Below are 11681 nucleotides of genomic sequence, written 5' to 3'. Positions count from 1 at the left end.
CATGCGCAAGACAACCGCTCTGCGGGCGGCCGCGGCCGCGACCGCCGCTCTGCTCACCGCGACCGCCTGCAGCAGCCAGCGAGGACAGGACGCCCAGGACGCCGCCGCCGGTGGCGCGTGCAAGGGCCAGCAGACCACCGGCATCACCGACAAGACCATCAAGCTGGGCGGGATTTATCCGCTCTCGGGACCTGCCTCCGCGTACGGCACGATCAGCAAGGGCGTGGCCGCCTACTTCAAGTACGTCAACGACAAGGGCGGCATAGAGGGCCGCAAGGTCGAGTTCGTCGTCCGCGACGACGGCTACCAGCCGCCCAAGGCGGTCGAGGAGGCCCGCAGACTCGTCGAGCAGGAGAAGGTCTTCGCGGTGTTCCAGACCTTGGGCACCCCGTCCACGGCAGCCGTGTGGGACTACCTCAACAAGCAGAAGGTGCCGCAGCCCTTCGTCGCCACGGGCGCCTCCGCCTGGGGCACGGGCGACAAGCACCCCTGGACCATCGGTTGGCAGCCCAACTACGTGGCCGAGGCACGCGTGTACGCCAAGTACCTCAAGGACGAGAAACCGAAGGCCAAGGTCGCGGTCCTCTACCAGAACGACGACTTCGGCAAGGACCTGCTCGGCGGGTTCAAGAAGGCCGTCGCCGGCAGCGGCATCAAGGTGGTCGCCGAGGAGAGCTACGAGGTCACGGACCCCTCCGTGTCGGCGCAGATGACAACTCTCGCCCGGTCCAAGGCGGATGTACTGCTCGATGTCACCACGCCGAAGTTCGGCAGCCAGGCCCTTGCCGCCGATGCCAAGAACACCAGGTGGAACCCGCTGCACATCGTGAACAACGTGGCCTCGTCGGCCGCCGTACTCCAGCCCGTCGGCTTCAAGAACGTGCAGGGCGTGGTCTCGGCGACCTACTTCAAGGACCCCGCCGACCCGCAGTGGGCCGACGACGCCGAGATGAAGACGTACAAGGACGCGCTGCACAAGTACGCCGCCGACGCCGACCCGGCCAATCAGTTCAACGCCTACGGCTGGGCCGTCGCCTCCAGCCTCCACAAGGCCCTGGACTCGATGAAGTGCCCGACCAGGGAAGGACTGCGGGACGCGGTGCGCAACCTGAAGAACGTGAAGGTGGGCCTGCTGCTGCCCGGGGTCACCATGTCCACGGGCCACGGCGACGCCTTCCCGCTCGAGACGATGCAGCTGATGCGGTTCAAGGGCGAGCGGTGGCAGCTGTTCGGCAAGCCGGTAGACACCCGCAAGGAGTTCGGCCCGCTGGCGAAGTGAGCCGGCTGGGGCGGTCTCGGTCGATGCCCTGGCCCCTGGGGACCGCCCCGCCCGCCCGCTGAGACGGCGCTCAACCCGCTGTCCACCACCAGGCTCTGCCCGGTGATGCAGGAGGCGCGATCGGAGAGCAGGAAGGCGACGGCTCCGGCCACGTCCCAAGCGGGGCCCTGGCGTACGAGCGGTATGCGGGTGAGCGAGGTGGAACGCGACCTCCGCCGGGCCGAGGCTTCACGGCCCATCCGGGTGTCGATCAGGCCCGGGACGACCAGGTTGGCGCGGATCCCGCGCGGCGCACCCTCCATGGCGCAATACGGGTGAGACCGAACAAGCCTGCCTTGGAACTGTCGTAGGCGGGCGAGTCCGTGGCCGTGCGCAGCCCGGCCACGGAACCGACGAAGACGATCGGTCCTCTCTCGGCGATCGCGGGCAACCCGTACCTGGCGGCGAGGAAGGGGGTGCTCAGATTGAGCGAGAGCACGCGTTCCCACTGCTGCGGTGAGGTGTCCGCCAGGCCCGCGCCGAGGCCGATGCCGGCGTTGACCACCATCGCGTCGAGCGCGCCGAGTTCGCGTAGGGCTTCGGCAACCATGGCTGAGGATTGGCCGGGATCCGTGGCGTCACCCACCACGGGGAGGCCACGGGCGCCCTCCTCACCGACCAGGGCGGCGGTGGCCGCCGCGGCGGAGGGGGAGACGTCGGCGCAGGCCACGGAGGCTCTTTCGCGGGCGGCGAGCACGGCCACCGCCTGTCCGTCGCCCACCGGGGCCTTCGGTTCCTCGCTGGGGCGGGTGCCCGCGAGCCGATGACCAGTACGCTCCGGCCGGTCAGGAGGCCAGCCGGGTGGGTTGCGGTGTGCCGGGGCTCAGGCATCGCCGCGTGACCTGGAGGTGACGGCGGGGCTCGGCCCGCCGACGGACCTGGCCGCGGCGCACGGCTCCTTGCGTGCCGCCGGCAGGCTGCTGGAAGCCGCCCGTGCGTACGGTCTGCGCGGTGTGTACGACCTGAGCGACCTGTCCCCGGGTGGCGGTCGTCGCCGAACCGGAACTCGCCGAGTTGCTGCTCGACCGCTGTCTGCGCCCACTGGAGGCCAAGGGGGAGTTCGGTGCGCTCATTGAGGAGTCGGTGCGGGGCCACCTGGACAGGGGGCGGCACATCCGCGAAGTCGCCCGCAGTGCACACGTCCATGTCAACACCGTCCGCTACCGATTGCGCCGTTTCGAGGAGCTGACCGGCACCAGCCGCGGCCCACCGGACACCGCGGTGGAGCTCAACTGGGCCTTGGCGGCACGCGAGCTGGAGACACCGCCGCGAGGCCCGGCAGGACCTGTTCGTGGAGGAGACTTGTCATGAGGGGCCATCGTGCGCGCCGTGATCTTCCCGTGTTCGCCACGCCGAGCCATGCGGCGGGCGAGGCCGCGGCCTCACGGGTCCATAGGCTTACATGGCATCAGCAGGGCCAGCACGCATGCGGGAACGCCGAGCCACGCCCCGGACGCCGTCGCACCGGTCACCGGTCGCGGTCAGGACCCGCGGCAGAACATCGGTGACCGAGTGCAAGGCGGTGTCCAGCGGTGGAGAAGCGGATGACCGAGCTCAGCGAAGGCCATGACGATCCGTTTGCCCTGCACCTCGCCGCCTTGGCGGTGCTCGACGACCGGGGAGTCGTGGTCGGATGGAACCGTCGGGCGCAGGAACTGCTCGGCTATCCGGACACAGCCGTGATCGGTCGCCGGGCATTCGAGGTCCTTGTCGATCCTCGCGACCTGCCGGCTGTCACTGAGGCCGCGGCGAACTGCAGGAGAGCCGGCGGATGGTTCGGCGTGCTCACACTGCGGCACCGCGACGGGCGGCTCGTGGAGATGGGGCTCAGGGCCCACGACCTCTCACGCGATGCCGGGGTCCGTGAGTGGTTTCTTGCCGGGGCGCCCGCGGTTGACGTCCTGGAGTGGCAAAGGGACCGGGCGGTTCTCGACGGGTTGTACCGCCGGTCCCCGGTCGGCCTGGTCGTCCACGGTCCCGACCTGAGCCTTCTCCGGGTCAACCGGGCCATCGAACGCGTCACCGGCGTCCCGGCAGCAGACTTCCGGGGGCTGCCCACGGGCTGTTTCCTCGTCGCCGACGACGCACGCAAGGCCGTGGACCGTGTGCGTCAGGTGATGGAGACCGGAAGACCGTTGGTCTACTCGGAGCAGTTCGTTCGCCTGGAGCGGGATCCGGCACGAGAGCGGGTCGCGATGGTCTCCTCCTTCCGGATGGAGGACCCCTCCGGCCGCATCCTGGGTGTGGCCGAGATGATCGAAGACATCACCGAACGCCATCGGGCCCAGCATCGGCTCGCGCTTCTCGACCAGGCCGGCAGCCGTATCGGAACCACCCTCGATGTGGGAGAGACCGCTCGGGAACTCGCCGAGGTGATGGTGCCTCACCTCGCCGACCATGCGTCAGTGGACCTGCTCCAGTCGGTGACGCGGGGTGAGGAACTGGCACCGGCCCTGGCAGGGCCGGTGGTACGAGTGGGAGCCTGCGGCGTCGGTGCCCAGCAACCCAGCCCACCCCACCCCCAGGGCGAGCCGGTGGAGTTCGGGTCCGACACACCCCAGGCCAGATGCCTGGCCGAAGGGCGGCCCGTCCTGGAAGCGGTTCTCCCGCCCGACCGGTTCTCGACGGAAGGCCGCCTGGGGGCCCAGGCTCCGGACCTGGGCGTCCACTCGCTGATCGTGGTGCCTCTGGCCGCGCGTGGCCTGGTGCTGGGCGTGATGACCCTGTGGCGTTCGCGCCGCCCCGATTCCTTTGAGGTGGACGATCTCACCCTCGCTCAGGAACTCGCCTCGCGCGCCGCCGTCGCCATTGACAACGCCCGGCGCTACACCCAGCAGCAGCAGACCGCATTCACCTTGCAGAGCAGTCTTCTGCCCCGGGCGGTTCCGGACCAGTCGGCCGTCGAGGTGGCCCTGCGCTACCTGCCGGCCAGCGCGGCCCCGGGCCTGGGCGGCGACTGGTTCGATGTCATTGCCCTGTCCGGGGCCCGGGTCGCCCTCGTCGTCGGCGACGTGGTGGGACGCGGCATTCATGCTGCCGCCACCATGGGCCGGCTCCGCACCGCCGTGCATACGCTCGCCAGCCTCGACCTGGAACCGGACGAGGTCCTCTCCCGCCTGGACGACCTGGTCCTCCTGCTGGCGGCCGAGCAGGAAGCAGCCGGCGAACGGCCCGTGGACGAGCAGGTTGTCGGCGCCACCTGCCTGTACGCCGTGTACGACCCGGTCTCCCGGCGTTGCTCGCTGGCGCGCGCCGGACACCTGCCGCCGGTGGTGACCGCTCCGGATGGACATGTGGAACTGCTCGACCTGCCCGCCGGCCCGCCGCTCGGTCTGGGCGGCCTGCCGTTCGAGGCCAGGGAGATCGAACTGGCCGAGGGAAGCCTGCTGTGCCTGTACACCAACGGAGTCATTGGCGAACGCCACTTCGATGCCGACGTCGGCCTGACCAAGCTGTGCGCAGCGCTCACCCGCCCGGCCGACGCGCTGGAACAGACATGTCAAGCGGTGCTCGACGCGCTCGTGCCATCGCGTCCCAGCGACGACGTCGCTCTGCTGATCGCCCGCACCCGCACGCTGCCACCGGACGACGTCGCCTCCTGGCGTCTGCCGCCGGAGGCGACCAGCGCTGCCCGGGCCCGGGAACTGACCACGGCGAAGCTGACCGAGTGGGGTCTGGAGCACTTGGCGTTCACCACCGAGTTGATCGCCAGCGAACTGGTCACCAACGTCTACCGCTACGCCGGCGGTCCTGCGACCCTACGGCTGATCCGTGAACGGCGTCTGGTGTGCGAGGTCAGCGACACCAGCCACACCTCACCACACCTGCGCCGGGCCCGTACGACCGACGAGGGCGGACGCGGTCTGTTCCTGGTGGCCCAGATGACCGAACGCTGGGGTACCCGCTACACCCGCGAGGGCAAGACCGTGTGGACCGAACAACCACTGACCGGCACCCTCGTCTGACCGTCTCGGGCAGCGGCCGGCGCGGGAGGCCGCCTGGAGTCGGCCCGCCCACGCCGCCGTGGTCATTCGGCTGCGGCGAGCAGCCGTGCCTCGCTCTCCTCGTACAGGCGTCGGTGCTCGCGGCTGTCGGCGGTGCGGCGTCGGTGGTCCAGACAGCTGCCCAGCCAGCCCGCCAGGTAGCCGAACGGGATGGAGACCAGTCCGGTGGACTGCATGGGGAACAGGTGGAAGTCGGCGTCCGGGAAGACGGCGGCGGGCGTGCCCGAAACGGCCTTGGAGAAGACCATGAGCAGCGTCGCGCAGGCCGCGCCGCCGTAGAGGGTGGCGAGCAGGCCGGTGCGCGTGAACCCGCGCCAGAACAGGGAGTAGGTGAGCGCGGGTGCCACCGCGGATGCCCCGATGCAGATGGCCAGCGTGGTCAACACGCCGACGTCCCAGTTCTGCAGCAGGGTGGCGAGCCCGATGGCGACGATTCCCACGGCCACGCTCGTCCACGCCGCCACCGTCATCTCGGTGCGCGGCTCGGCCTGTCCCCGCCGCGCCGCGTGGGCGAACAGGTCATGGGCAAGTGACGAGGCCGCGGCCAGGGTCATCCCCGCGACGGAGGACAGCAGAGTGATGAACACCATGCCCGCCACGGCCGAGTAGAGGATCGTCGCGCCTGCGGAGTCGGGGGCTCCGCCGAGCACCTGCGACAGCATGAGCATCGACGTTCGGCCGTGCGGGTCGGCCGCCGTGATGTACCGCGATCCCACCAGGGCCGCCGCACCCGTGCCCATGACGATCACGAGCAGGCAGAAGGTGGTGACCGTGCCGACTGCCCACGACATGGAGCGACGCACGGCCGGCACGTCCTGCGCGGAGTACAGACGCATCGTGATGTGGGGCAGGCAGGCGACACCGAGGACCACGGTGATCTGGAGACCCGCGAAGTCCAGCCGGTCAACGGCGGAGGTACCCAACTGAAGGCCCTGCTGGAGGAAGGCGGGGCCAGCGCCGCTGCCGTGCTGGGCGGCCCTGAGGACGTCGCCGGGGCTCCAGTCGAATCGGCTGAGTACGAGAGCGGCAACGACGGCGCTGGTGCCGAGCAGGAGCACGATCTTGATCATTTGGATGAGCGCGGTGCCCCTCATGCCGCCGATCGCCGCATAAATGATCATCAGGCTGCCGACGATGACGATGCACGCCGTCCTGGCGCCCGGCACGTGCGGGATGTTCAGGATGAAGGTGAGCAGCGACCCGGCCCCGGAGAGCTGGACGACCAGGAAGGGCAGGGTCGCCGAAAGCGTTACCACGCAGGCGGCGATACGCACGGCCCGCCCAGGCATGTTGCGGGCCAGGACGTCGCCCATGGTGAACCTGCCGGCGTTGCGCAGGGGTTCGGCCAGCAGGAACATCAGCAGCACCAGGGACAGGGCGGTGCTGACTGCGAGGACATAGCCGTCGTATCCGGCGAGCGCGATGATGCCCGTGGTGCTCAGCACCGTGGCCGCCGAGATGTAGTCGCCCGCGATCGCCAGGCCGTTCTTGAGCGGGGTGAGCGAGAGGTAGCCGGTGTAGAAGTTCGTCAGGTCGTCGCGGTCCGGTCCCGCCATCACGCACATCAGCAGCGTGACGGTGACCAGCGTGGTGAACAGAACCAGGACGGTGGCCTGCGTCCCGGAGTTGAAGTCGTTCATCTCGCCACCCCCGCGTTCCGGCCGGTGGAGACCGCCCGTTCCCTGACGGCGCGGGCCAGCGGATCTACCGAGCGTTGTGCGCTGCGTCCGTACCAGAAGACCGCCCCGAAGGTGACGACGAGTTGGAGGACGCCCAGGGTCATGCCCAGGCTCAGCTCTCCGGTGATCCTGGATCCCATCAGGCCGGGCGCATAGCACGACAGCACGACATACACCACGAAGGAGCCGAGCGCGGCGAGCGTGGAAATTCGGCGGAGCAGGCGGTAGGCCGAGCGGAGGGCTGCGAGGTCGGCATCGTGTCGATGAGTTTCGTGCGCGTAGGAGTTGTCCCAACGGGCTTGTCGCCCGTACGAGTCGTATCGCGGGGCGTCGTACCCGTACGACTCCGGCCACGGGTTCTGCACGCACGTCTCGTGTCGAGGGGGGTCCCCATGGGGCTCGGGGTGCGGCAGTGGCCATCCCTTAGGTGCTGATGGTGGGTACCGGTTCTCGTCGGCGTATGTCATCGCCTGGCCTTCCACTACGGCTCGGATCCGTGCAGGTGAATACGGGGAGAATGGTTCAGCGGCGCACCATACCGACTGGTTGGGATGTCTGTAAGCCTGCTGTGGGTCACGTTTCGGAGTTGATGTGCCGGGCGGAGATCGGCCGATGGCGGTGGATCAACGGGTGTGGTCGAGAAGGATCTTGCGGCCCGGCGGCGCGGCTGTTGAACAGTTCGTACGCTGCCGGGCCTTCGGAGAGGGGAAGCGGTGGGAGACCACAGCTTCCGGCTTGATCCGGCCGGCCTGGGTGAGAGGGATCCGGGCAGGGAGTTCGTAGTCGCCAGGCTGAATGCGGGCGGGGCGGCAGCCGTACCGGGCCGTGGGGGCGTTGTCCGTCACCTGTCCCGCTTACGGACGGAATGCCCAACTGCCCGAGGGAGCCGGTTCACGATGAGCTTCGGGATCGCCGGAGTGGCATGAAACCTGGTGGTCACCGTTGCCCTCGTCGGAATCAAGTCGGCGCATGCACCTCGTACGCCCGTCCTGAGTATGATCACGAGCCCTTCTCGAGCTGCCCTCATCAGCCGTCCGGCTGAACCTCAGCTTCTCCGAAAGGCATGGCACGATGAACACGTCCGACCACACTGACCACGCATCCGTCGCCACACCGGTCGATCACCGCGCGGCGGTCGTGGCGGAGACCGCCCGCTTCGTTGCAGCGGTCAAGGATGCCGACCTGGCTACCGCGGTGCCCAGCTGCCCCGGCTGGACGCTCGCCGACCTGGTCAGGCACGCAGGAAGCGTCCAGCGCTGGTTCTCGGCCCTGCTGCGGGCGCGCATCCAGGAACCCCCGCGCAAGCGGGACGTGGACCTGAAGCTCCCGGAGCGGGAGGACGGATACGCCGACTGGCTGGCCGAGAGCGCGACCGTGGCCGCGGACGCGTTCGCAGCCACCGACCCGAACCTGCCGATGTGGGCCTGGGGCGCCGACCAGCACGCCCGCTTCTGGGTACGCCGCATGCTCTTCGAGACCGTGCTGCACCGGGCCGACGCCGAGGTCGCACTCGGCCTGCGGCCCGCCATCGACCGCCCGGTCGCTGTCGACGGGATCGACGAGTTCCTCGTCAACCTGCCCTTCGCCGCCTTCTTCGCTCCCAAGGTGACCAACCTGCGCGGCCCCGACAAGACCATCCTCTTCCGCACGACCGACGGAGACGATGCCTGGCTCGTTCGCCTGCGGCCGGACGGCTTCGGACTCGATACGGCCCACGCAGCCGCGGACACCGCTGATGCGACCGTCCGGGGAACCGCGGCCGACCTGCTCCTGCTCGTTTACGGCCGCCTGCCCTACGAAGCAGAGGATCTCACCCACGACGGGGACGATCACCTGCTGGCCAACTGGTTCGCCAACTCTGCTTTCTGAGGCCCGACGGGTGTTTCCCAAGGACGGCGTACGGGAGGCGACGTTCACCGGGCGGGTGCCGTATCCGAATCCGCTGGTTGGTCCGAAGCAGGCGGCGGCCAAGGAATAGCTGCCCCGGCGGATCCTTCCTCGAGCCGCGCGGGGCGGTGCAGTACTGCGGGAGGCGTCGCATGCTTGCGTCTTGGAGGGCGGACGGACTGGCTCCCCATTCGTCAGTCAGCACGGTTTCCTACCCGTGCTGGTTCGGCGCTGACCACCATGGCGTCGATGAGGCAAAACCGCAGGTTGTAGCTCTGGTCGGATGAGTTGTCGTACCACTCGATGGTGGTGCCGATGAGGCTGGCGGCGACGATGCGGGGGAGGCTGGTGGGGGCTGGCGGAGCGGTCGCGGGGGAGGACATCGGCGCCACATCCTGGCGTTCGACGGGGACATTTGAGTGCGTGCGCCCACCATGGCGGCGGTGTCGGGGTCCCCGCGGCGGCCTCGGGACGCTTTGGCCTCGAAGCGGCCCGTAGGGCACTGGACTTGAACCTGCCCCTTTGAGGAGACGGAGGCGTCCTCCTCTTCGACGCCCTCGTACGAGCGGCCCGCGAAGGTGTCAGGAAGCTGCCGTCTGTGGTGTTTTCTGCTGCTGGGGTTGGGCAGCCGCCGCGACTTTGGTGGCCGCACGTACGAACGCGGCGACGGCTGTTGAGCGGGAGCCCTGTGGCCACGCCACGGCCACGGTGGCCGGTTCCAGGTCGCGGACCGGCCAGTAGGCGATCTCGGGCCGTGGATACCGCCGAGTGAGCGAGGCGGGGAAGAAGCAGACGACGCTGCCGAGTGCGACGAGCCTGAAGGTCTGTGGCAAGTCTGGGGCCTTGTGCTGCCAACTCGCCCTACAGCTGGAAGTACTACCTTGGTGACATCGCGCAGCCCGGCAGTGGCAGTGCGGACGTGCCTGTGTACGCGGCTCCGGCCCGCGCGGAGCTCGAGGACCTGATCTGTCCGCCTCCCGCCTGGGGGGGGGGGCCGTCCATCAGATCGATCCCACACGCGACGAGGGGCTCGATTAGGCGCACCTGTTGATATAGGCAGGCGTGCCGGGTGCACCGCGGAGGCGGCGGTCGATCCTCGTGATTGACTCCGGGGACAACCGCCGCATCAGCGCCTCGCCCTCCTCGGTGAGACCGAGCAGCACCAGCCGCTCGTCCACGAGGGCCACGGCGTAGTCCTCGGCGCTGATGAAGCTGGTGCCGTCGGCGGCGGTCCGATCACGCCGGTTGCGCCGATGAGGAGGATCTTCGCGAGGGTGCTCCGTTCACTGTCCGGGTTTGTTTGATCTGCCGAGGTCAGCCGGTCTGGGCCAGCTGTTCGATCCGGTGGTGCAGGTGCTCGACGTGGTGTTCGGACTCCGGCTTCATGAGGACGCTGCGGAGGATCCGGGCGCCGTCGGCGTCCGCAGTGATCTTGGAGTGGCGGGCGGTGAACGCCTCGCGGTCGGCCTTGAGGGTGCTCAGGAAGATGGGGTCAGGGTTCGCCATGCCGTCCGCGAGGATGCGGGCGGATGCCGCGTCGATGCCGGTGAGGGTCGCCGGGGCGACGGCGGGGAAGTAGGTGACGATGTCCAGCTGGGGTTGCTGGTAGAGCTCCAGGAAGTCGGATGCCTCGATCATTTCCGCCCACTTCAGCGCCGCTCGCCGGCCGGCGGCCAGGACCTGGCCGAGCCCGTCGCGGGTGGGCGGCAGGAGCTGGAAGGTGAGCCACAGGGCGGCCGCGGCGGCGCCGGCGCGGGAGCATTCCAGACTGATCTCGCCGAGGTGGAGCTCGGTCGAGGTGAAGTAGGTGTAGGGCGAGTCGTGGAGGTAGAAGCGGCCCACCTCGGGGTCGCGGAAGAGGACGGCGCCGCAGCCGTAGGGCTGGAGTCCGTGCTTGTGCGGGTCGACGACGATCGAGTCGGCCTGCGCCATGGCCCGCCAGGGCTCGGGTGGCAGCGACTCGGGGCCGTCGCCGCCGGCGAGGAGGGTGAAGAAGCCACCGTACGCGGCGTCGACGTGGATGCGGACACCGTAGCGTTCGGCGAGGGGCAGGACCTCGTGGACGGGGTCGACGGCGCCCAGTCCGGTGGTGCCGGTGGTGAGGACGACGGTGCCCACGTCCCCGGTGCACAGGAGGTCCTCCAGCGCGTCGAGGTCCATGCGGCCCTGGCTGTCGGTGCGGATGGGGTGGCTCGTCATGTCCAGGACGTGGCACATGCGGCCGTGGGTGTAGTGGGCGTCGGCGCTGTGGGCGACGCCCCGGCCGGGGTGGAGTTCGCGGGCGACGAAGAGGGCTTCGAGGTTGGCGATGGTGCCGCTGGTGGTGAGGTGGCCGAGGTGGGTGTCGTAGCCGAACATCGCGGCGAGCTGCGCGACCGCCTCACGTTCCATCGCCGCGGTGGCGGGGCCGCCGTCCAGGGCGTGGTTGTTGGGGTTGATCAGCATGGCGGTGAGGTAGCCGACCACGGCCGCTGGGTGTGGGGGCTTGAGCATCTGGCCCGCGAAGTGGGGGTGGAAGAACGGGTAGTTGTCGTTCAGCCGCCCGGTGAACTCCTCGAACGCCGCCGCGAAGCGGTCGTCGTCCACCCGGAGGGACGGGTGCGGCTGGTAGGGGCTGAAGGTGTCGGCCCAGTCCTGTATCGCGTGAGTGGCTCGGCCGAGCCAGTGCTGCAGATCCACTGATCTTCCTCTCGCTCGTGCGTATGCGCCCACTGTAGGATTTCATTGACTAGTCAGCAATTGCTTGCTCAGTAATTGAGAAAGCAGTAGTTGAGGAAGCAGTAGTCGAGGAAG

The 11681-nt window shown here is 69.2% G+C and carries 10 protein-coding genes and 1 pseudogene; 4 read left to right on the top strand and 7 right to left on the bottom strand.

Features of this window, described 5'->3' with window-relative positions; genetic code table 11:
- Position 1 precedes the first annotated feature (1 nt).
- A complete protein-coding gene (locus OG975_RS05475; protein WP_406327833.1) occupies positions 2–1279 on the top strand; it encodes an ABC transporter substrate-binding protein in 1278 nt (425 codons plus the stop codon).
- Between the two features lie 128 nt (positions 1280–1407).
- On the opposite strand, the pseudogene OG975_RS05470 reads toward OG975_RS05475, so the two are convergent.
- A pseudogene (locus OG975_RS05470) lies at positions 1408–1988 on the bottom strand (SDR family NAD(P)-dependent oxidoreductase); the annotation flags it as partial.
- Positions 1989–2299: 311 nt separating this feature from the next.
- Between OG975_RS05470 and OG975_RS05465 the strand changes: the two are divergent.
- A complete protein-coding gene (locus OG975_RS05465) occupies positions 2300–2629 on the top strand; it encodes a helix-turn-helix domain-containing protein (protein WP_406327831.1) in 330 nt (109 codons plus the stop codon).
- Between the two features lie 233 nt (positions 2630–2862).
- On the top strand, positions 2863–5283 hold the full coding sequence (locus OG975_RS05460) for a SpoIIE family protein phosphatase (RefSeq protein WP_406327830.1): 2421 nt from the start codon (positions 2863–2865) through the stop codon (positions 5281–5283).
- A gap of 62 nt (positions 5284–5345) precedes the next feature.
- Here the strand turns inward: OG975_RS05460 and OG975_RS05455 are convergent, their stop codons facing one another.
- From OG975_RS05455 to OG975_RS05445, 3 genes are all read right to left on the bottom strand, one after another.
- On the bottom strand, positions 5346–6962 hold the full coding sequence (locus OG975_RS05455) for a cation acetate symporter (RefSeq protein ID WP_406327829.1): 1617 nt from the start codon (positions 6960–6962) through the stop codon (positions 5346–5348).
- Positions 6959–7366, bottom strand: coding sequence for a DUF485 domain-containing protein (locus OG975_RS05450; RefSeq protein WP_406327828.1), 408 nt, complete (start codon positions 7364–7366; stop codon positions 6959–6961). Before OG975_RS05450 ends, OG975_RS05455 begins: the two co-directional genes overlap by 4 nt.
- 258 nt (positions 7367–7624) lie before the next feature.
- Positions 7625–7846, bottom strand: a complete 222-nt coding sequence (locus tag OG975_RS05445) for a hypothetical protein (RefSeq protein ID WP_406327826.1) — start codon at positions 7844–7846, stop codon at positions 7625–7627.
- A 226-nt stretch (positions 7847–8072) separates the two neighbouring features.
- On the opposite strand from OG975_RS05445, the gene OG975_RS05440 reads away from it, so the two are divergent.
- Positions 8073–8870: a maleylpyruvate isomerase family mycothiol-dependent enzyme gene (locus tag OG975_RS05440; protein WP_406327824.1), complete on the top strand. Its 798-nt coding sequence runs from the start codon at positions 8073–8075 to the stop codon at positions 8868–8870.
- Between the two features lie 212 nt (positions 8871–9082).
- Here OG975_RS05440 and OG975_RS05435 read toward each other — a convergent pair whose 3' ends face one another.
- From OG975_RS05435 to OG975_RS05425, 3 genes are all read right to left on the bottom strand, one after another.
- Positions 9083–9271: a hypothetical protein gene (locus OG975_RS05435; RefSeq protein ID WP_406336784.1), complete on the bottom strand. Its 189-nt coding sequence runs from the start codon at positions 9269–9271 to the stop codon at positions 9083–9085.
- A gap of 198 nt (positions 9272–9469) precedes the next feature.
- Positions 9470–9721, bottom strand: a complete 252-nt coding sequence (locus OG975_RS05430; RefSeq protein ID WP_406327823.1) for a hypothetical protein — start codon at positions 9719–9721, stop codon at positions 9470–9472.
- Between the two features lie 481 nt (positions 9722–10202).
- On the bottom strand, positions 10203–11567 hold the full coding sequence (locus OG975_RS05425) for a pyridoxal phosphate-dependent decarboxylase family protein (RefSeq protein ID WP_406327821.1): 1365 nt from the start codon (positions 11565–11567) through the stop codon (positions 10203–10205).
- Positions 11568–11681 lie beyond the last annotated feature (114 nt).

Source organism: Streptomyces sp. NBC_00203, from assembly GCF_045206325.1.
GTDB lineage: Bacteria > Actinomycetota > Actinomycetes > Streptomycetales > Streptomycetaceae > Streptomyces > Streptomyces lutosisoli.
The sequence above is the reverse complement of the archived record's forward strand: the minus strand, read 5'-3'. Positions and strand labels throughout refer to the sequence as shown.